This is a genomic window from Comamonas kerstersii, from assembly GCF_002056725.1.
Lineage (GTDB): Bacteria > Pseudomonadota > Gammaproteobacteria > Burkholderiales > Burkholderiaceae_C > Comamonas > Comamonas kerstersii.
In genome coordinates this window covers 1,995,467-2,014,768 of the sequence record NZ_CP020121.1, presented here as the reverse complement: position 1 = coordinate 2,014,768, position 19,302 = coordinate 1,995,467, and the positions used below count along the sequence as shown (strand labels likewise).

Sequence of the window (19,302 nt, the reverse complement as noted above, 5' to 3'; positions counted from 1 at the left end):
AAGCGCCCTTTTTGCAAGCTTGCTATCCGTAGCAGAGTTTTTTTTATGCAACATCCTGGAAACCTATTTGTCGTTGCAGCGCCCAGCGGAGCTGGCAAATCCAGCCTCGTGAAGGCCCTGCGCTCGTTTGACGCACGCGTCTATCCTTCCGTCTCGCACACCACGCGTGCACCTCGCGGTCAGGAAAAGCACGGTCGCGAATACTTTTTCTGCTCGGACACAGAGTTCGACAGCATGATTGCCAACAATGCCTTTATCGAATGGGCCAATGTGCACGGCAAGCGCTATGGCACATCCAAGAAAGGCATTCATGACCGCCTGGTCAATGGCGAAGATGTGCTGCTGGAAATTGACTATCAGGGCGCACTGCAGGTGCGTGAAGCCTTCCCCCAGGCGGTGCTGATCTTTATCCTGCCGCCCAGCTGGGACGAACTGCGCTCGCGCCTGGAAAACCGTGGCGAAGATGCACCCGAGGTGATCGAAGTACGTATGAAGAATGCGGAAGTCGAGATGGCCCAGGTGTCAAAATTTGACTTCGTTATAATTAACGAATTGTTCGAGAGCGCGCTTTTTGACCTGAAGGCGATCATCCACGCTCAACGGCTCAAATATGCCTCGCAGCGCCGCCTGCGTGCCGACGTGTTTGAGTCCCTCAACCTTTCCTGAATTTCCCCGGAGTACCCAGATGGCACGTATCACTGTTGAAGATTGCCTGGACAAAATCCCCAACCGTTTCCAACTGGTGCTGGCTGCCACATACCGTGCTCGCATGCTCAGCCAAGGCCATACCCCCAAGGTGGAATGCCAGAACAAGCCTGCTGTGACCGCCCTGCGCGAAATCGCAGAAGGCAAGGTTGGCCTGGAGATGCTGAAAAAAGTACCCGGCTAAGTCTGAATTCATTTCAGATTCTGTGTATTACGCAGACAATAGAAGCACCGTATCGCGGTGCTTTTTTTTTTGCTATGTTCACCGCCCCTTTCCCGCGATACATTTAGGGTATGAACGCGGCATTTACTTCCAAAAAAGACGACACCCCTCCCCTATCGCCGGACACACCTCTTGAGGAGCGCCTGGAAGCTGCGGCTCGCGTTTCCGCTGCGCACTTTGAGCGCATGCTGGGCTACCTGTCTTATCTGCCACCTGCCGACATCGAGCTGGTGCGCCAGGCATGGCAATACGCAGACAAGGCACACACCAACCAGTGGCGCAGCAGTGGTGATCCCTACATTACCCACCCGATTGCTGTCACCACCATCTGTGCGCACTGGAAGCTCGATGCCCCCGCGCTCATGGCTGCTCTGCTGCACGATGCCATGGAAGACTGCGGCATCACCAAGCAGGATCTGGTGGAGCGTTTCGGGGAAACGGTGGCAGACCTCGTCGACGGGCTGACCAAGCTGGACAAGCTGCACTTCAACACCCGCGAAGAGAGCCAGGCAGAGTCTTTTCGCAAAATGCTGCTGGCCATGGCCAAGGATGTACGCGTCATCCTCATCAAGCTGGCCGACCGCACCCACAACATGCGCACCATGGGCGATATGCCGCGCAGCAAGTGGAACCGTATTGCCTCGGAAACCCTGGACATCTACGCCCCCATTGCACATCGCCTGGGGCTGAACCAGACCTACCGCGAACTGCAGGACCTGTCCTTCCAGTACCAGCACCCCTGGCGCTACCAAACGCTGGACAAGGCCATCTCCAAGTCCCGCGCACGCCGCCACGATCTGGTGCAGCGCGTGCAGAACGAAATTGCTGCCGAGTTCGAACGCGTCAGCATGCCCGTACGCCTGGCAGGGCGCGAGAGCACGCTGTTCTCGCTCTACCAGAAGATGATCCGCCACCACCTGACCTTTGCCCAGGTGACGGACATCTACGGCTTTCGCATCATCGTGCCTACAGTCACGGACTGCTACACCGCCCTGGGCATCCTGCACCAGCTGTACAAGCCCGTGCCCGGCAAGTTCAAGGACCATATCGCCATTGCCAAGGCCAACGGCTACCAGTCGCTGCACACCATGCTGGTGGGCCCGTCGGGCGTGAATATCGAGTTCCAGATCCGCACTGAGCCCATGCACATCGTGGCCGAGGCCGGCATTGCCGCGCACTGGCTCTACAAGTCGCAGGACAAGCAGGAAGCCGTCAACACCAAGTGGCTGCAGTCGCTGCTGGACATCCAGACCGAAACCAAAGACGCCACCGAGTTCTGGGACAACGTCAAGGTGGACCTCTACCCTGACTCCATCTACGTCTTCACACCCAAGAGCAAAATTCTGGCCATGCCACGCGGCGCCACCGTGGTGGACTTTGCCTACGCCATCCACAGCAGTATTGGCCACCACACTGTTTCCGCCCTGATCAATGGTGAACCCAATTCGCTGCGCACGGAACTCAAGAGCGGTGATGTGGTGCAAATCATCACGGACGACAATGCCAACCCCAACCCTGCGTGGCTGAGCTTTGTCAAAACTGGCCGTGCGCGCTCCAAGATCCGCAACTATCTCAAGACGGCAGCCATCAGCGAGTCCATGCTGCTCGGCGAAAAGCTGCTGCAGCAGGCACTGCGCGAAGAAGGTATTGCCGAGATTCCGCAGGACAACGAAGCCAATCAGGCGCTGTGGCAGTCTGTACTCAACACCTCCAACAGCAAGAGCCGCGAAGACCTGCTGACCGACATCGGCATGGGCCGCCAGGCTGCAGGCTGGGTGGCGCGCCACTTCATGGCCCAGCTGGCCAAGCAGGGCATGCGCCCCAACGCCGTACTGCTGAGCCAGGAGCGCTTTGCCAGCAAGGACCGTGGCACCGTCACGCTCGACGGCAAGAGCAATGCCTCGGTGCACTACGCCCCTTGCTGCCGCCCTGTACCCGGCGATGCCGTGGTGGCCTATCTGGGCCGTGGCGATGGTCTGCACGTGCACGATGCCCACTGCGCCAATGCCAAGCGCCTGCACGCTACCGATGCGGAGCGCTTCATCCCCGTGGAATGGGCAGAAGACGCCAGCCAGAAGCTTTATGACAGCGGCCTAAGCATCACCATCAACAACCAGAAGGGCGTACTGGCCCGCGTAGCCAGCGAAATGGCAGAAGCCAACCTCGACATTCGCCGCCTGGAAATGGACGATGAAGCAGCCATGCAAACCACCGAGCTGCGCTTTATCGTGTCCGTACACGACCGCCAGCACGTGGACGCAGCCCTGCGCAGCCTGCGCCGCATTCCCACCGTGGTCCGCGCTACGCGCATCATGCCGCTCAAGTAAGACCGCTGTACACGCAGGCACACAACAAAAACGCGATCCTGAGAGATCGCGTTTTTTATGACTGACTTTAAATATAAGAGCAGCTAGCGCTTACCACATCTAGGTTTCAAAGCCTTAAGAGCATGAAAGACTGATAAATCCAGCGCCGGCAGCTACTATTTTTTAGTTCTGTGGTGCGGGGTATGCCACTTCCAGCACTTCCAGCATGCGCACACCTGCCGGGGTGGGCAAAGGCACTTCATCCCCCACCTTGGCGCGCAGCAAGGCACGCGCTACGGGCGCGATCCAGCTGACCTCGCCCTTGCTGCTGTCAGACTCATCAATGCCCTTGATGGTGATAGTGCGCTCCACACCTTCGTTGTCTGCATAGGTGACGGTGGCACCGAAGAACACCTGGTCACTGCCGTGGTGCACGGAAGGATCCACCACCTCGGCAATTTCCAGGCGCTTGGTCAGAAAGCGGATACGGCGGTCAATCTCGCGCAGACGCTTCTTGCCGTAGAGATAGTCACCGTTTTCCGAGCGGTCGCCATTGCTGGCCGCCCAGTGCACCACCTCGACAATTCTGGGGCGCTCATTGTCAATCAGCTCCAGCAGCTCGCTGCGCAGCGCCTGGTAGCCCTGAGGCGTCATGTAATTCTTGCTGCCCTTGGGAATAGCAGGCAGGCTGGGCAGATCGTCGTCATCATCCTGCCCATCGGTTTCCTTGGTGAAAGCCTTGTTCATAGACGCAATCTTCACACAAAAGCAGCCCCACAAAAATGCCGGGCGCACAAACCAAAAAGTCCTGACACCTTGCGATATCAGGACTTGAAATTGGTGCGGCTGGCAGGAATCGAACCCACGACCCCTTGGTTCGTAGCCAAGTACTCTATCCAGCTGAGCTACAGCCGCTAAGCTATCAATTATAGGTGCTATCTAAACCCCTAAATTGAAACTGACCGAAATTTTTTGGTCTTCACAACGCCTTGCAGCCATGTGAAAAAAGCAGTGCTTTCACAAAAAGACAAAAGCCTCAGAAACTTTCGTTTCTGAGGCTTGAATCTGGTGCGGCTGGCAGGAATCGAACCCACGACCCCTTGGTTCGTAGCCAAGTACTCTATCCAGCTGAGCTACAGCCGCTGTTGCATTGCTGCAAGATCACTATTGTAGCGCAATATTGAACTCCCTTCAGGGAAAACACGGTATCGGCTTAGAAAAGTTCAATCTTGGGGCCTGCATCTGTTTGATGCCGCAGATGATGACACCACCGCCTGAAGAAGTGGCTCCGTTTTTTTGAACAGCTAGCTAAGCGAGATCTTTCCCCGTAAAAATGGTCTGGCAACAGGCCGAACCTGGAGAGATCTATGACTATCAAATCACGTCGTAAACACAGTGCCGCCTTCAAAGCCAAGATTGCATTGGAGGCGGTGTGCGGAGAGCGCACCGTGGCTGAGCTGGCTCAGCAATATGAGGTGCACCTCAGCCAGATTGCCGATTGGAAACGGCTGTTGCTGGAGCGTGCTACTGATGTGTTCGGTGCTCCGTCTGCACCCACAACGCCAACGGTCGACCTTAAGGAGCTGCATGCCAAGATTGGCCAGCTCACTTTGGAGAAGGATTTTTTGCAAGCTGCGCTGAGCAAAGCGGAATTGCTCAGCGTAGGTCGATGATTAACCGCAGCCATGGCCTGTCACTGAGCCGGCAGGCCCAGCTCGTGGGTATCAGCCGAGGCTGTCTGTACTACCAGCGCAAGCCGCCCTGCAAGGCACAGGTGCAGTTGATGCATCGCATCGATGCCCTGCATGCCACCCCCCCCCCCCGTTTGCAGGCTCTCGCATGCTGCGCAGCTTGCTCAAGCGCCAAGGCCAATGTGTGGGCCGTCGGCATGTTCGCACGCTGATGCAGCGCATGGGCGTGCGTGCGCTGTACTGCCAGCTGAGCACCAGTGCTCGCCACCCACAGCACAAGGTCTATCCTTACTTGCTCAGGAACAAGCCTGTGGTCTATTCCAACCAAGTCTGGGCCATGGACATCACCTACGTGCGCATGCACAAGGGCTGGCTGTACCTGTGTGCCGTGGTCGCTTGGTACAGCCGCAAGGTGCTGGCATGGAGGCTGTCCAACACCATGGACGTACAGTTTTGCGTAGATGCAGTGCAAGAGGCCATCACCCGCTGGGGGACACCTGCCATCTTCAACACTGACCAGGGCAGCCAATTTACAAGCGATACCTTCACCACGCTACTCAAGCGCCATGGGATTCGTATCTCCATGGATGGCAAGGGCGCTTGGCGGGACAACGTCTTTGTAGAGCGCCTGTGGCGCTCCATCAAGCACGAGGAGATCTATCTCAAAGCCTATGACAGCGTGCGTGCCGCACGCAATGGGATTGCGCAATACTTGCAGTTCTACAATGCACAGCGACCTCATCAGGCACACGGCCAAGCCACCCCAGATGAGGCTTACTTTGCAGCATTGCCGTTTGCAAAAATGCAAGCTGCATGACCGCAGGGATCTCGCTTAACAACAGAGGATTTTGTTCAAACGAGCGGGACTACCTCTATCCGTGCCTATGACCGCTTGGTCACGAACCACCATCCTTCACTTCATCACCCTGAAAGCAATGCTGGCGACACGTCACAACCAAGGTGTCACGAGTACCAGACACATGCTCGTCCAAGGGCTGGATGGGGGTGGTCTCATGGATCATGCGTGCATCATCGAGCAGCATGAGCGTCCAAGGCTCTGTCAGCGTAAAGCGAATGCCTGTCGGTCCAGACGCTTCGAAGATGCGAGTTTCTCCACCCTTGATGCCCTGCCGACCAACCAGAAAAACTGCGACCAAGTCCACCCCATCACGGTGTGCACCTTCAGGTGTAGGACGTCCGATCCCATTGGCTGTATCAATCCGGAATTGATGCGCTTCCACAAAGCAAGGCTCAGTCATCGCTTGGGCAAATAATTGCGAAGAAACTTCTGCCAGACGAACGATTAACTGCTGCCAAGCAGCCTGCTGCACTACCTGGGCTTTGACTGGTGCAAACCAGCGCTCCATCCCTCCATGCAACGCGTTGTACTTCAGCGGTTGCCAGTGCGGACGGTGCTCTACCAATTCCAATTGCTCGCCTCGCACCACAAAGCTGGCGTGACGCCGGTAGCGATAGCTGCCACCATCCTTGAGATACTCATCCGGACGAAGGTCATCCCACTCAACCGACAAGGCTTGCAAAGCCTCTAAATCACAGTTGAGCCACGTAGCAACATCACGAGGTTGAAGCACCGCATAGCCATGGCCTCGTAGTTGTTCAGCGACTTGGTTGGGTGAATGAAATGGAGGGGAGAAGGTAACGGTCGACATTGCATGCCCAGTTTATTCCTATCGGCCTCTGCAGGTGAACTTGCTTAGGAGAGCAGATGCTCTCAAAAAGTTATGGCGCATCCCACTGGCAATGTCTTTCCGAGCACTCGCAGCAAAAGTGGCATAAGCAACCATAAAGCTATATGGTTCTCTATGCCAGTTTCAGAGCTTGTGGATGCTGACGGCTGCTGTCGGCCAATAGCTGTCATTAGGCGAAGTACTCGCCGACCTTTTACATGACTAGCGAGGAGAGAGAGCCCCTCCCTGGATGATCTTGGCTTCAGGCAAGGAGCGACCTGTACCTTTACGCTGAGCCTCAGCTTGTAATTTGCGTCTTTTATTCAATATTGCTTCGGCGGGTGGATGCCTTGGTGTCCAGTCTCTAATCAAGAGGGCATCGGCAATTTGGTTACGCATAAGTTGAAATTGGGCAGCACTGGTACGTAAGCCAAGACGATATAGCTGGGCCTGTTCTCCGCGAAAAGATAGTTCTACGACATGTCTCATATGCTCCAAGGAGTACGGCGTTCGGTTCAGAGCGGCAAGCCTAATTGCACAAACTTGAAGCTCTTTCGGAAAGCAGTGAACCCGTTCCGACACGGCGGATACAAATGAAAATTTATATTCCGATTGCAAAAACTTATCAAAGATTCCAACCCTGAAGGCCACAACAGAAAAGCCCCCAGAACATTTCTGTTCTGGGGGCTTGTATCTGGTGCGGCTGGCAGGAATCGAACCCACGACCCCTTGGTTCGTAGCCAAGTACTCTATCCAGCTGAGCTACAGCCGCATTTTGGCGGAGAGGGTGGGATTCGAACCCACGGTACGTTATTCACGTACGCCTGATTTCGAGTCAGGTACATTCGACCACTCTGCCACCTCTCCTGCGTGTCGAAGCATCTATTGTATGACACTTTGGACACGTTTTTTGGAAAAACTTAGGCCGATCTCCAATTTTTAGGCTTGCAGGCGCTCCATGCCGCCCATGTAGGGACGCAGCGCCTCTGGCACGATGACGGAGCCATCGGCCTGCTGGTAGTTTTCCAGCACGGCCACCAGGCAGCGGCCCACAGCCAGGCCGGAGCCGTTCAAGGTGTGGACCAGCTCGTTCTTGCCCTTGGCATTCTTGAAGCGTGCCTGCATGCGGCGGGCCTGGAAGGCTTCGCAGTTCGAGACAGAGCTGATTTCGCGGTACTTGTTCTGACCGGGCAGCCACACTTCCAGGTCATAGGTCTTGGTGGCACCAAAGCCCATGTCACCGGTGCACAGGCTCATCACGCGGTAAGGCAGGCCCAGCTTTTGCAGGATGGCTTCGGCGTGCTGCGTCATTTCTTCCAGCACTTCGTAGCTCTTTTCGGGGTGCACGACCTGCACCATCTCCACCTTGTCGAACTGGTGCTGGCGGATCATGCCGCGGGTGTCGCGGCCGTAGCTGCCAGCTTCCGAGCGGAAGCAAGGGGTGTGGGCGGTGAGCTTGATGGGCAGCTCAGACTCCTGCACCACCACGTCACGCAGGAAGTTGGTCAGAGGCACTTCGGCCGTAGGAATCAGGTAGAGGGCCTGGTTGTCAGGCACGGGTTCACCTTCCTGGCCGCCCTTCTTGGCAGCGAACAGATCGCCTTCAAACTTGGGCAGCTGGCCAGTGCCCTTGAGCGAATCCGTATTCACGGCATAAGGCACATAGCACTCGGTATAACCGTGCTCCTGGGTCTGTACATCCAGCATGAACTGGGCCAGTGCGCGGTGCAGACGGGCAATGCCGCCCTTCATCACCGTAAAGCGCGAGCCGGAGAGCTTGACACCCATGTCAAAGTCCAGGCCCAGCGGGGTGCCAACGTCTACGTGGTCCTTGACTTCAAAGTCAAAGGTCTTGGGTGTGCCCCAGGTGCGCACGACCACATTGTCTTCTTCGCCAGCACCGACAGGCACGGACTCGTGAGGCAGGTTGGGCACGGCCTGCAGCATGGCTTCCAGCTCAGCCTGAATTTGCTCCAGACGGGCTGCCGACTGCTCCAGCTCGGTCTTGAACTGGGCGACCTGGGCCTTGGCGGCTTCGGCAGCGTCCTTTTCGCCCTTGCCCATCAGCATGCCAATCTGCTTGGACAGCTGGTTGCGCTGGGATTGCAGCTCCTCCGTACGGGTTTGCAGCGTTTTGCGCTCGGATTCAAGTGCCTTGAATGCCTCGACGTTCAGAAAGGCCTGGGGCTTTTTGCGAGTTTCCAGGCGTGCAATGACGGAATCGAGGTCTTTACGGAGAAGAAGGATGTCTAGCATGGTTGCGATTTTAAAGTGACGGCCCTCTGCGCTGCTCACACCACCCGGCAAATCGAAGATTTGTGCAGGAGCCAAAGCGGAGCCATGACGTGTTCAGGCTGGTGTGATCGGATCTCAGCACAAGAGGGCTGCAGAATCTTTCCAGCATTGTGCTGCAGATGCGGTTTAGTTGCAGGCACTGCTGCCGATAAGGAATACAAGATTGATTGCAGCCAACCCAAGGAGCACTGCCCCTCATGTTTTATGTCTTTGGCATCAACGGCCCCATGTACCAGGGAGGTGCACAGCGCCTCAGCCATATCACTGCCGTGCGTGGCGTGCAGCGCCCCAGCGGCCTGCGTGCAGGCGCTTCTGGCGTTGAAGGCCAGGAATCCCAGATTCGCCACTCCATCAGCACGCTGTCGGCCAAAGTGCATGATGCTGTCAATGCCTATCTGGATACCGAGCAGGGCCCCAAGGAAGAGCGCCGCCAGATTTACACCGTGCAGGATGTGATGACGCAAGGCGCTGTCACGCTGCCGCCAGACATCAACGTGGAGCAGGCCTGGCAGGTACTGGCTGAAAAAAAGATTGCCCAGGCTCCCGTACTCAACGCCCAGGGGGTGGTCATTGGACTGCTGCTGCGCGCTGACATGGCCCCGCTGGCGCTGCTGCCTGAGCCAGGTGCCGTGCAGCAGGCCATGCTGCTCGCCAAGCGCCCGGTCACGGAAGTCATGGTCACGCCAGTGCCCGCGGTGACGGCAGACACCCATCTGCGCCAGCTCACCCATGTGCTGCTGGAGACTGGCCTGCCCGGTCTGCCTGTCACGGATGCGGATGGCCATCTGCGCGGATTCGTCAGCCGCACCGATGTGCTGCGGGCCGTGGTCAGCGAGCCACCGCTGGATCTGTGGAGCTAAAGCACATACAAAAAAAAGAGCGGCTAGCGCTTGATTTATAAGGATTTCAGAGTGTTTTGTATCTGAAGTCCAATAAATTCAAGCGCTAGTCGCTCTGATTTTTAAGTATCCGCTTTTACAGGCCCGTCTCTGGACGCTTGCGCACTTCGATTTCCAGACCCGTGGCGGGGTCGATCATCTTCAGGCCCTTGGGCAGGGGGAACTTCATGGTTTCCTCCACGCCGTCCATCTTGCGCACCGACACTGCGCCCAGCTCCTTGATGCGGGCAATCACGCCGTCGACCAGCACTTCGGGGGCGGAGGCACCCGCCGTCAGGCCAACGCGGGCGGCAGCGTCAAACCATTCGGGCTTGAGCTCATCGGCGTTGTCCACCATGTAGGCGGGTGTACCCAGGCGCTCGGCCAGCTCACGCAGACGGTTGCTGTTGGAGCTGGTGGGGCTGCCTACGACGATGACCACATCCACCTGCGGTGCCAGCATCTTCACCGCATCCTGGCGGTTCTGGGTGGCGTAGCAGATGTCCTGCTGCTTGGGCTCGCGGATGTTGGGAAAACGCGCCTTGATCGCGGCCTTGATGCCTGCAGCATCATCCACACTCAGTGTGGTCTGGGTGACCACGGCAATCTTTTCGGTCTGTCTGGGCTGGATGGTTTGCACATCGGCCTCGTCCTCGACCAGATGAATGCCTTCGGACAGCTGGCCCATGGTGCCTTCCACCTCAGGGTGGCCCTTGTGGCCGATCATGATGAACTCATAACCTTCCCTGGCCAGCTTGGCGACTTCGATGTGCACCTTGGTCACCAGCGGGCAGGTGGCATCAAAAATCGAAAAACCACGCGCCTTGGCTTCTTCCTGCACGGCCTTGCTCACGCCATGGGCGCTGAAGATCAGTGTCGCGCCGGGGGGCACTTCGTTCAGGTCTTCGATGAAGATCGCGCCCTTGGCCTTGAGGTCGTTGACCACAAAGGTGTTGTGCACGATTTCATGGCGCACGTAGATGGGGCGGCCGAACTTCTCCAGTGCGCGCTCTACGATCTCGATGGCGCGGTCTACACCCGCGCAAAAGCCTCGCGGCTCGGCCAGCAGAATTTCCTTGGTATCGACCACGACTACAGCACCCCAATGATCTTGACTTCAAACGTCACGGGCTGGCCTGCCAGCGGGTGGCTGAAGTCAAACAGCACGGCGCCGTCCTCACGCACTTGCACCACCGTGCCTGCGTAGCTGCCCAGGCCATCGGGCGTGGGAAACTGCACCACATCACCCGCCGCGTATTGCTCGTGCGGATCGCCCAGCTCATTGAGCAGCTTGCGCGCCACCCACTGCAGCATGTCGGGGTTGCGCTCACCAAAGGCCGCGCCAGCAGGCAGCTCGAATGTGGTGTGCGTGCCTTCAGGCAGGCCCATGAGCTTTTCCTCAATGGCGGGCGAGAGTTCACCCGTACCCAGCGACAGCGTGCCGGGTTTTTCGTTGAAGGTATTGATCACATCGCCCGCAGGGCCAGCCAGACGGTAGTGCAGCGTCAGAAAGGAACCTGCTTGTACGGTCGGCACGGAATGGGTGTTGGAAGGCACAGTATTTGTCATGGAAGTCCCGATAAACTGCGCCACATTGTAGAAAACCGGGCATGCCCCCGCGCCCTTGGCGTCTGTTAATTGTTTTTTCAGCACCAGGACCATGGCTTTCAAAGACCTGCCAGCCGACACCCTTCCCCGTGAAAAACTGCTGACACGCGGTGCCAGCACCCTGTCTGATGCCGAGCTGCTGGCCATTTTGCTGCGCACCGGCCTGGCCGGATGCAGCGTGCTGCAGCTGGCGCAATCTCTGCTGGACAGCTTTGAAGGGCTTGCCGGGCTGCTCAATGCCAGCGCGCAGGATCTGCAGCGCATCAAAGGCCTCGGCCCTGCCAAGCGTGCGGAAATGCTGGCAGTGATGGAATTGGCCAAGCGCGCCACGGCCCAGCAATTGCGTGAGCGCGAAGTGTTTGGCAGCCCCGAAGCTGTGAAACACTATCTGCAATTGCACCTGGGCCACCGCCCCCACGAAATTTTTGCTGTGCTGTTCCTGGACAGCCAGAACCGTTTGATTGCCATGGAAGAACTGTTCAGGGGTACGCTGAGCCAGACCTCGGTCTACCCCAGAGAAATTGCACTGCGTGCCCTGCACCACCATGCGGCCAGCGTCATCCTCACGCACAACCACCCCAGTGGCAGCGTGCAGCCCAGCGCGGCAGACCAGCACCTCACCAGCAACGTCAAGAGCGCACTGGCGCTGCTGGACATTCGCGTGCTGGATCACATCATCGTGACGCAGGGCCGCAGCCTGTCCATGGCCGAGGAAGGATTGCTATGAGCCAGGCGTTTCGCCATCAGGGCCTGCATGCCCTGGGTGGCATCTCCAAGGAGCTCAAGGCCCAGCGCGAGCGCCGCGAAGCCGCAGAACAAGCCCGCAAGGAGGCCGAAGCCGCCGCCGAGCGGGAACGCCATCTGTTTGCGCACTATGTCGGCCCGGTCACACCGCTCTCCACCCAGCAACGTGTGCAGTTTCAGCCCGAGCCGCCCACACCCCGCCCCCTGCAACTGGAGCTGGATGAACAGCGCGTGCTGCTGGAAGCCATGAGCGATGAGTTTGACGTCAGCACCCTGCTGGACGTGGATGACCAGATGAGCTTTCGCCGCCCCGGCATTGGCCTGGACGTGACACGCAAGCTGCGCAGCGGGCACTGGAGCATTCAGCGCCACCTGGACCTGCACGGCCTGCGCTCGGACGAAGCGCGCGAGGCGCTGGGGCAGTTCATTCGCCTCTCGCACCGCACAGGGCTGCGCTGCGTGCGTGTGGTGCATGGCAAGGGGCTGGGCTCACCGGGCAGGATGCCGGTGCTCAAGGCCAAGGTGCAGCGCTGGCTGGTGCAGAAAAAAGAAGTGCTGGCCTTTGTGCAGGCTCGCCCGGCAGAAGGCGGTGCCGGTGCACTGGTGGTGCTGCTGCAGCCGGGCAAACGCAGCCTGTACTGAACGAAAAAACGCCACACAAAGTGGCGTCTGGATGGAAAAAAAGCGCCGCAGTGCTTACTGCTTGGGGATTTTGGCTTCGTCTATCACCTTGCCCCAGCGCTGAATCTCGGACTGCAACAATGCGGCCGCTTCCTGCGGCGTGCTGGGCTTGGCCTGCACATGCTGCTGGCGCAGCTGCTGCACAACGTCCGGGTGGTTCAGGGCCGCGACGATTTCCTGATTCAGCCGCTCCACCAGCGCTGCCGGTGTATCTGAAGGCACAGCCAGTGCATTCCAGGACGCGGCCACAAAGCCGGGGATGCCCTGCTCCTGCGCAGTCGGTACATCCGGCAGCAGCACAGAGCGCTGCTCCCCAGTCACACCCAGCAGCTTCAATGCCTTGGACTGCAGCTGGCCCGTGATGGGGGCCAGAATTTCCACCGCCACATCAATCTGCTTGCCGCGCAGCGCCGTAGTCACAGCAGGCGTGCCGTTGAAGGGGATGATCTGCGCATCCATGCCTGCCGTGGACTTGAACAGCTCTGCCGCCAGATGCTGGGTGCTGCCCACATTGATGCTGCCAATATTGAGCTGACCGGGGTTGGCCTTGGCGTACTGCACCACATCTGCCACGCTGTTGAATGGGGCACTGGCATCGGCCACTACGCCAATGTCAAAAAAACCCAGCGTGGATACGGGCGTCAAGTCCTTGACCATGTCAAACGGCAGCTGGCTGAACATGTTCACCGTCACCGCGCTGCCATTGGACATCAGGAACAGCGTGTGCCCGTCTGGTGCGGACTTGACCACTGCATCGGCCGCCACAATGCCACCGGCACTGGGCTTGTTCTCAATCACTACGGGCTGCCCCATCTGCTTGGACAGCTGCTGGGCCACGATGCGGGCCGTCACATCGGCCACGCCACCGGCGCCAAAGGGCACCATGATGCGTATGGGCTTGCTCGACAAAGGCTGGGCCTGCACACCCCAGCCGCACAGCAGCGCAAGACCTGCCCCCAGGCCCTGCAGACATTGACGACGTTGCATCTTGTGTTCTCCTTGGATCTTCATGCCGTTCTGAGCGCCGGTATTACACCGCGGCCACAGGGGCGGGCTGCTCAAAGCTGTACTTTTCGGTATCGACTTCGCTTTGCCCCTGTGGCGCATAGCGGTCGCCCACAATCTTCTCTGGCGCAAACATGGCATCCAGTGCCTGCAGGGCTTCAGCGCTGAGCGGCACCTGCGCAGCGCGCAGGTTCTCGGCCAGGTGCTCCAGCTTGGTGGTGCCGGGCAGCGCAATCACATGCTCGCCCTGATGCAGCACCCAGGCCACTGCCAGTTCGGCCAGCGTGCAGCCTGCCTGTTCGGCCACGGCACGCATGGGCTCCAGCAACTCCAGATTGCGTGCATAGTTCTCGGGTGCAAAGCGTGGCATGGCCAGGCGGATATCGCCCTTGGCCAGCGTGGACACATCGGTGAGCTTACCGCTCAGGAATCCACGGCCCACGGGGCTGAAGGCCACATAGGCAATGCCCAGCTCCTGGCAGGCAGCCAGCGTGCCCAGCTCGGCATTGCGCGTCCATAGCGAATACTCGCTTTGCAGGGCCGTGATGGGGTGCACGCTGTGCGCGCGGCGCAGCGCCTCCACGCCCACTTCTGACAAACCCAGTGCACGCACCTTGCCTTCCTCCACCAGGCGCGACATTTCGCCCACGGAGTCTTCGATGGGTACGTTCTTGTCCCAGCGATGCAGGTAGTACAGGTCAATCACCTCTGTGCCCAGACGGCGCAGGCTGTCTTCGCAATTGCGGCGCAGTGTTGCGGGGCACCCATCAATCACACGGCGCACCACGCCATCTTCCCCTCGTACCCCGGCCATGCCGCACTTGCTGGCCAGCACGATGCGGTTACGGTGGGGCTTGAGCAGCGGGCCCAGCAGTTCCTCATTGCTGCCAAAGCCGTAGAGCGCCGCCGTGTCATACAGGTTCATGCCAGCGTCCAGCGCTGCAGCCACCAGGCTTTGTGCCTGTGCGGGCGATGCGGCTGCGCCGTAGCCGTGGCTGAGGTTCATGCCACCAAAGGCCACGGGAGCGACCTGCCAGGGGCCGAGACGTCGTTGTTGCATCACAAAGTCCTCTTGGTTGATTTTTTACATAAAAAAGCCCGCCACTGCTGATATAGCAAGGGCGGGCAGCTACATTTTTGAAGTACAGCAATCACTCAGAGCCGATCACACAAGCCTGCCAATCTTTGATTGGCGGTTGAGACTAGGCGCGAAGCCGCAGACAGTACAACGAGTACGGCAAGGCTTCGCAACGACGTATCAAGGCTTGTGTGTTCGGGTCTCATTCAGCGTTGAGCTGCTGCTCCAGATCATGCAGCACCTTATAGCAAGGCAGCACCTGTTGTACGCTGGAATTGGGCTCGCGGCCTTCGCGGATGGCGGCGAAGAATTCGCGGTCCTGCAGCTCGATACCGTTCATGGACACGTCCACCTTGGACACGTCAATCTTCTCTTCCTTGCCGTTGACCAGATCGTCGTAGCGAGCGATGTAGGTGCCGGTATCGCCGATGTAGCGGAAGAAGGTGCCCAGAGGGCCATCGTTGTTGAAGGACAGGCTCAGTGTGCAAATCGCACCGTTGGCGGCCTTGAGCTGGATGCTCATGTCCATGGCAATGCCCAGTTCTGGGTGGATGGGGCCCTGGATGGCATTGGCCTTCACGATGGGGCTGCCAGCCTGGTAGGCAAACAGGTCCACGGTGTGGGCAGCATGGTGCCACAGCAGGTGGTCGGTCCAGCTACGTGCCTGACCCAGCGCGTTCATGTTGGTGCGGCGGAAGAAGTAGGTCTGCACATCCATTTGCTGGATGTTGAATTCACCGGCCTTGATCTTCTTGTGCACCCACTGGTGGCTGGGGTTGAAGCGGCGGGTATGGCCCACCATGGCCACCTTGCCGGTTTCCTTTTGCACCTTCAGCACTTCTTCGGCTTCTGCCCAGCTGTCGGCCAGCGGAATTTCCACCTGCACGTGCTTGCCAGCCTTCATGCACTGGATGGCCTGCGATGCGTGCATCTGTGTGGGGGTGCACAGAATCACGGCGTCCACTTCGGGCAGGGCCAGGGCTTCAGCCAGATCGGTCGTCACATGACCAATGCCGTACTTGGCAGCCACTTCCTGTGTGGGCTCCAGACGGCGGCCCACCAGCGACACGACTTCCACGCCGTCGATGTTCTTGATGCCGTCCAGGTGCTTGATGCCGAATGCGCCAGCGCCAGCCAGCGCCACTTTGATGGTCTTGCTCATTATTGGTTCTCCAAAATCAGATGGCCTACGGCCGTGTTAGATGCAGGAACGTGGAAGAAGCGATGCGCCAGCTTGGGGGCCTTGCCGCTGCCAGCCACGTCGGACATGGCACCGCGTGCGATCAGCCACATCACCAGTTCGATGCCTTCGCTGCCAGCTTCGCGCACGTATTCGATGTGCGGCACCTTGGCCAGCTCGGCAGGCTCTGCCACCAGACGATCGAGGAAACGGTTGTCCCATTCCTTGTTGATCAGGCCAGCGCGTGGGCCCTGCAGCTGGTGGCTCATGCCACCTGTGCCCCAGATCTGCACCTTGATGGGCTTGTCATAGCTCTCAATGGCCTTGCGGATGGCCTGACCCAGCGCAAAGCAGCGCTGGCCCGAAGGTACGGGGTATTGCACCACGTTGACGTGGAAGGGAATCACCTTGCAGGGCCAGTTTTCGGGCTGACCGAACATCAGGGACAGCGGCACGGTCAGACCGTGATCCACCTTCAGGTCGTTGACAATGGTCAGGTCAAAGTCCTGCTGGATGACGGACTGCGCAATGTGCGCGGCCAGCTCTGGGTCACCCTTGACCTTGGGCACAGGGCGTGCGCCATAGCCTTCGTCGGCTGGCTCGAACTCGGCAGCTGTGCCAATCGCAAACGTGGGGATCACACCCAGGTCGAACGAGGTCGCGTGGTCGTTGTAGACGAGGAAGATCACGTCAGGCGTGTTTTCCTTCATCCACTCCTTGGAAGGCTGGTAGCCGTCAAACAGGGGCTTCCAGTAAGGTTCCTCGGTCTTGCCCTGGTCCACAGCCACGCCGATGGCGGGCACGTGCGAGGTGTAAACCGATGCCGTAATGGTGGCGCGGCCTTCTGGCTGCGTACCTTCTGCCTGCTCAATCGCCTCGGCCAGCGCATGCTGGGCCTGGGCTTCCTGCCACTCTTCCCAGGCCTTGGACATGGCCATGGGGCCCTGGGCATCACCGTCTTCGCCCACGTAGCGGTTGCCATCGGGCTTGCGGCCACCACCCACCATCATGGCGCGGTAGTCTTCTTCGGTCATGCCGGTCATGGAACCAGCCATCTGCTGGAAGCTCAGGCCGTCGGTCGCGCCCAGCTTGGACAGGAAGTAGATGTTGCCGCCGGTGCGCATCATCCAGTTCAGGTCACGCGCCTTGACGGCGGCCTTTTGCTCGTCCGTCATGGGCCATTCGGCCAGATAGGCGCCTTCGTCGGCCTTGAAACGCGTGCGGTTTTCAGCCTTCATCAGGCTCATGCAGAACTGGTTGAGCCAGTAGCCCTTGCGGCTTTGGTCGGCATCAAAAATCGTGGTGCCGGGGACGTCCAGATAAGGTTTGTCCAGTGCCATGGGTTGCCTCCTTCAAAAGCGTAATGACGGGTCTGCGCTCAGACTTCTTCGGGCCAGTACAGGCGCATGGGGTTGTCCACCAGCAGCTTGCGCTGCAGCTCGGCGGTCGGCGCGATGTGGGGAATGAAGTCCACCAGCAGACCGTCGTCGGGCATGTGGTCCTTGAGGTTGGGGTGTGGCCAGTCGGTACCCCACAGCACGCGGTCGGAGAACTCCTCGACCACACGGCGTGCAAAAGGCACGACGTCCTGGTAGGCATTCTGCTCGCCGTCCAGCGCCTTGGGGCCGGTCACGCTCAGGCGCTCGGGGCAGGACACCTTGCTCCACACATTCTTGTGCTCGCGCATGAACTTCAGGAACAGGGCGAACTCTTCGCTGTGCACGCCCTTGCTCACGTCGGGGCGGCCCATGTGGTCTACCACCACGGTCGTAGGCAATGCAGTGAAGAAGTCCCACAGCTCGGGCAGATCCACGGCTTCAAAGTAGATCACCACATGCCAGCCCAGCTTGGCGATGCGGCCTGCGATTTCCATCAGCTCGTCCTTGGGCGTGAAGTCCACCAGACGCTTGACGAAGTTAAAGCGCACGCCGCGCACGCCAGCAGCGTGCAGTGCCTGCAGCTCTTCATCGGTCACGCTGCGCTTGACGGTCGCCACGCCACGCGCCTTGCCGCCGGAGGACAGGCAGGCATCGACCATGGCGCGGTTGTCTGCACCGTGGCAGGTGGCCTGCACGATCACATTGCGGGCAAAGCCCAGATGGTCGCGCAGGGCGAACAGCTGGTCCTTGCTGGCGTCGCAGGGGGTGTATTTGCGCTCGGGTGCAAAGGGGAACTGGTCACCGGGGCCGAACACGTGGCAGTGGGCGTCCACAGCGCCTGCAGGCAGCTGAAACTTGGGCTTGGCTGGGCCCTGGTACCAGTCCAGCCAGCCGGGGGTTTTGGTGAAAGCGCTCATTGAGATGTTTCCTTCAGAGAGTGCAGCAGGCGATCGGCTTCGGTGCGCCAGTCGCTGCTGCGTGCAAATTCAGGGGTAGCACGGGTGCCGAACACGCCGCGATCGGCCAGATCTGCCACCCATGCCTGGCGCTGGGCAATGGCCTGCGCGGCAAAGGCGGGCATGCCCACGTCGTTGACGGTGTGGGCAGATTCGAACATTTCTTCGCTGCGGCGGCGGCCATGCTCGATCACGCGCTGGAAGAAATAGCTGGCCTGCTTTTGCCAGTCGATGCCGGGAAAGGTTTCCTGCAGCGATGCCAGCACGGCATCTTCCACACCGTAGTGGCGTGCAGCCGTCAGGCTTTCGATGACCAGCGCTTCCATGCCCTTGATCATCACGCTGCGGCACATCTTGGTGGCGGAGGCCACGCCCAGCTGCTCGCTGGCCACCTTGGCATCAAAGCCCAGGGGCTGCAGCACGGGCAGCAAGGCTGCAGCATGCGTGCCGCCAAGCAGCATGGGCACGCGAATGCGGTAAGGCGGCACACTGGTCATGACGGCCGACTCCACATAGCGGCCCCCTGCTGCGTCCACCAGCGCTGCAGCCTGCTGCTTGATGCCGGGGGAGGCAGAGTTCATGTCCAGATAGAAGCAGCCCGCACGCAGCCGTGCAATGCAGGACTGCGCCGCTGCCAGCGTCTGGCTGGCAGTGACGGCGCTGATCAGCACATCGCACTCGGCAGCCATGGCGGCTGCGCTGGCGCACAGCTGCACGCCATGCGCCTGGGCATGTGCCTGCAGCGGCTGCGCCGTGGAGGCGTCTTCCAGCTTCAGGTCATACGCACGCACGGATACCGATTGCGCGCGCAGGTCTTCCGCCAGAATGCGGCCCACTTCGCCATAGCCGAGCAGGCCCACCGAAACAGCGTGGAGCATGACCATG

General features: G+C 59.4%; 17 protein-coding genes, 4 tRNA genes and 2 pseudogenes. 7 read left to right on the top strand and 16 right to left on the bottom strand.

Annotation, left to right across the window (positions count from 1 at the left end):
• The first annotated feature begins 45 nt into the window (after positions 1-45).
• The 3 genes from gmk to B5M06_RS09435 all read left to right on the top strand — a co-directional run bounded on the left by gmk (position 46) and on the right by B5M06_RS09435 (position 3,255).
• Positions 46-666 (top strand): guanylate kinase, encoded by a 621-nt coding sequence (gmk, locus tag B5M06_RS09445; RefSeq protein ID WP_054065660.1) that lies wholly within the window; start codon positions 46-48, stop codon positions 664-666.
• Between the two features lie 19 nt (positions 667-685).
• Complete coding sequence (gene rpoZ / locus B5M06_RS09440; protein WP_054065659.1) at positions 686-889, top strand: DNA-directed RNA polymerase subunit omega; 204 nt, start codon at positions 686-688, stop codon at positions 887-889.
• Between the two features lie 110 nt (positions 890-999).
• On the top strand, positions 1,000-3,255 hold the full coding sequence (locus tag B5M06_RS09435; RefSeq protein WP_054065658.1) for a RelA/SpoT family protein: 2,256 nt from the start codon (positions 1,000-1,002) through the stop codon (positions 3,253-3,255).
• A 162-nt stretch (positions 3,256-3,417) separates the two neighbouring features.
• On the opposite strand, the gene greB is transcribed toward B5M06_RS09435, so the two are convergent.
• From greB to B5M06_RS09420, 3 genes are all read right to left on the bottom strand, one after another.
• Positions 3,418-3,981, bottom strand: coding sequence for a transcription elongation factor GreB (greB, locus tag B5M06_RS09430; protein ID WP_054065657.1), 564 nt, complete (start codon positions 3,979-3,981; stop codon positions 3,418-3,420).
• A 91-nt stretch (positions 3,982-4,072) separates the two neighbouring features.
• Positions 4,073-4,149 (bottom strand) — tRNA-Arg (locus B5M06_RS09425).
• A 151-nt stretch (positions 4,150-4,300) separates the two neighbouring features.
• Positions 4,301-4,377 (bottom strand) — tRNA-Arg (locus B5M06_RS09420).
• 224 nt (positions 4,378-4,601) lie between these two features.
• On the opposite strand from B5M06_RS09420, the pseudogene B5M06_RS16850 reads away from it, so the two are divergent.
• Positions 4,602-5,742: pseudogene (locus tag B5M06_RS16850) on the top strand (IS3 family transposase).
• Positions 5,743-5,821: 79 nt separating this feature from the next.
• Here the strand turns inward: B5M06_RS16850 and B5M06_RS09405 are convergent.
• From B5M06_RS09405 to serS, 4 genes are all read right to left on the bottom strand, one after another.
• Positions 5,822-6,595 carry a 2OG-Fe dioxygenase family protein gene (locus tag B5M06_RS09405; RefSeq protein WP_054065637.1) on the bottom strand — a complete coding sequence of 258 codons (774 nt, stop codon included), beginning with the start codon at positions 6,593-6,595 and terminating at the stop codon, positions 5,822-5,824.
• Between the two features lie 713 nt (positions 6,596-7,308).
• Positions 7,309-7,385 (bottom strand) — tRNA-Arg (locus tag B5M06_RS09400).
• Positions 7,386-7,389: 4 nt separating this feature from the next.
• A tRNA-Ser gene (locus B5M06_RS09395) sits at positions 7,390-7,480 on the bottom strand.
• 72 nt (positions 7,481-7,552) lie between these two features.
• A complete protein-coding gene (gene serS / locus B5M06_RS09390) occupies positions 7,553-8,869 on the bottom strand; it encodes a serine--tRNA ligase (protein WP_054065655.1) in 1,317 nt (438 codons plus the stop codon).
• Positions 8,870-9,105: 236 nt separating this feature from the next.
• Between serS and B5M06_RS09385 the strand changes: the two genes are divergently transcribed.
• Positions 9,106-9,768, top strand: a complete 663-nt coding sequence (locus tag B5M06_RS09385; protein WP_054065636.1) for a CBS domain-containing protein — start codon at positions 9,106-9,108, stop codon at positions 9,766-9,768.
• A 115-nt stretch (positions 9,769-9,883) separates the two neighbouring features.
• On the opposite strand, the gene ispH is transcribed toward B5M06_RS09385, so the two are convergent.
• On the bottom strand, positions 9,884-10,876 hold the full coding sequence (gene ispH, locus B5M06_RS09380; RefSeq protein WP_054065635.1) for a 4-hydroxy-3-methylbut-2-enyl diphosphate reductase: 993 nt from the start codon (positions 10,874-10,876) through the stop codon (positions 9,884-9,886).
• Positions 10,877-10,878: 2 nt separating this feature from the next.
• Positions 10,879-11,355: an FKBP-type peptidyl-prolyl cis-trans isomerase gene (locus B5M06_RS09375; protein ID WP_054065654.1), complete on the bottom strand. Its 477-nt coding sequence runs from the start codon at positions 11,353-11,355 to the stop codon at positions 10,879-10,881.
• A gap of 91 nt (positions 11,356-11,446) precedes the next feature.
• On the opposite strand from B5M06_RS09375, the gene radC reads away from it, so the two are divergent.
• Positions 11,447-12,121 (top strand): RadC family protein, encoded by a 675-nt coding sequence (radC, locus tag B5M06_RS09370; protein WP_054065634.1) that lies wholly within the window; start codon positions 11,447-11,449, stop codon positions 12,119-12,121.
• Complete coding sequence (locus tag B5M06_RS09365) at positions 12,118-12,780, top strand: Smr/MutS family protein (protein WP_054065633.1); 663 nt, start codon at positions 12,118-12,120, stop codon at positions 12,778-12,780. Before radC ends, B5M06_RS09365 begins: the two co-directional genes overlap by 4 nt.
• A gap of 54 nt (positions 12,781-12,834) precedes the next feature.
• Here the strand turns inward: B5M06_RS09365 and B5M06_RS09360 are convergent, their stop codons facing one another.
• From B5M06_RS09360 to B5M06_RS09335, 7 genes and pseudogenes are all read right to left on the bottom strand, one after another.
• The gene (locus B5M06_RS09360) at positions 12,835-13,806 is read right to left on the bottom strand and encodes a Bug family tripartite tricarboxylate transporter substrate binding protein (RefSeq protein ID WP_054065653.1); all 972 of its coding nucleotides are present in this window, start codon (positions 13,804-13,806) and stop codon (positions 12,835-12,837) included.
• 43 nt (positions 13,807-13,849) lie between these two features.
• Positions 13,850-14,884, bottom strand: a complete 1,035-nt coding sequence (locus B5M06_RS09355; protein WP_054065632.1) for an aldo/keto reductase — start codon at positions 14,882-14,884, stop codon at positions 13,850-13,852.
• Positions 14,885-15,104: 220 nt separating this feature from the next.
• Positions 15,105-16,064: a Gfo/Idh/MocA family oxidoreductase gene (locus B5M06_RS09350; protein ID WP_174566358.1), complete on the bottom strand. Its 960-nt coding sequence runs from the start codon at positions 16,062-16,064 to the stop codon at positions 15,105-15,107.
• Positions 16,064-16,954: a class III extradiol dioxygenase subunit beta gene (locus B5M06_RS09345; protein ID WP_054065652.1), complete on the bottom strand. Its 891-nt coding sequence runs from the start codon at positions 16,952-16,954 to the stop codon at positions 16,064-16,066. The genes B5M06_RS09350 and B5M06_RS09345 overlap by 1 nt, the downstream gene beginning before the upstream one ends.
• 144 nt (positions 16,955-17,098) lie before the next feature.
• Positions 17,099-17,422: pseudogene (gene ligA / locus B5M06_RS17445) on the bottom strand (protocatechuate 4,5-dioxygenase subunit alpha); the annotation flags it as partial.
• A 38-nt stretch (positions 17,423-17,460) separates the two neighbouring features.
• Entirely contained in the window at positions 17,461-18,378 is a 918-nt protein-coding gene (locus B5M06_RS09340) for an amidohydrolase family protein (RefSeq protein ID WP_054065630.1), read from the bottom strand.
• Entirely contained in the window at positions 18,375-19,301 is a 927-nt protein-coding gene (locus tag B5M06_RS09335; RefSeq protein WP_114070888.1) for an NAD(P)-dependent oxidoreductase, read from the bottom strand. Before B5M06_RS09335 ends, B5M06_RS09340 begins: the two co-directional genes overlap by 4 nt.
• Between the last annotated feature and the right edge of the window lies 1 nt (position 19,302).

Excerpts from the sequence above, each read along its gene's own strand:
- B5M06_RS09365 (WP_054065633.1), top strand. The coding sequence starts at position 12,118 with ATGAGCCAGGCGTTTCGCCATCAGGGCCTGCATGCCCTGGGTGGCATC.
- B5M06_RS09360 (WP_054065653.1), bottom strand. The coding sequence starts at position 13,806 with ATGCAACGTCGTCAATGTCTGCAGGGCCTGGGGGCAGGTCTTGCGCTG.
- B5M06_RS09350 (WP_174566358.1), bottom strand. The coding sequence starts at position 16,064 with ATGAGCAAGACCATCAAAGTGGCGCTGGCTGGCGCTGGCGCATTCGGC.
- greB (WP_054065657.1), bottom strand. The coding sequence starts at position 3,981 with ATGAACAAGGCTTTCACCAAGGAAACCGATGGGCAGGATGATGACGAC.
- serS (WP_054065655.1), bottom strand. The coding sequence starts at position 8,869 with ATGCTAGACATCCTTCTTCTCCGTAAAGACCTCGATTCCGTCATTGCA.
- rpoZ (WP_054065659.1), top strand. The coding sequence starts at position 686 with ATGGCACGTATCACTGTTGAAGATTGCCTGGACAAAATCCCCAACCGT.
- gmk (WP_054065660.1), top strand. The coding sequence starts at position 46 with ATGCAACATCCTGGAAACCTATTTGTCGTTGCAGCGCCCAGCGGAGCT.
- radC (WP_054065634.1), top strand. The coding sequence starts at position 11,447 with ATGGCTTTCAAAGACCTGCCAGCCGACACCCTTCCCCGTGAAAAACTG.
- B5M06_RS09405 (WP_054065637.1), bottom strand. The coding sequence starts at position 6,595 with ATGTCGACCGTTACCTTCTCCCCTCCATTTCATTCACCCAACCAAGTC.
- B5M06_RS09355 (WP_054065632.1), bottom strand. The coding sequence starts at position 14,884 with ATGCAACAACGACGTCTCGGCCCCTGGCAGGTCGCTCCCGTGGCCTTT.
- B5M06_RS09435 (WP_054065658.1), top strand. The coding sequence starts at position 1,000 with ATGAACGCGGCATTTACTTCCAAAAAAGACGACACCCCTCCCCTATCG.
- B5M06_RS09335 (WP_114070888.1), bottom strand. The coding sequence starts at position 19,301 with ATGGTCATGCTCCACGCTGTTTCGGTGGGCCTGCTCGGCTATGGCGAA.
- B5M06_RS09375 (WP_054065654.1), bottom strand. The coding sequence starts at position 11,355 with ATGACAAATACTGTGCCTTCCAACACCCATTCCGTGCCGACCGTACAA.
- B5M06_RS09385 (WP_054065636.1), top strand. The coding sequence starts at position 9,106 with ATGTTTTATGTCTTTGGCATCAACGGCCCCATGTACCAGGGAGGTGCA.
- B5M06_RS09340 (WP_054065630.1), bottom strand. The coding sequence starts at position 18,378 with ATGAGCGCTTTCACCAAAACCCCCGGCTGGCTGGACTGGTACCAGGGC.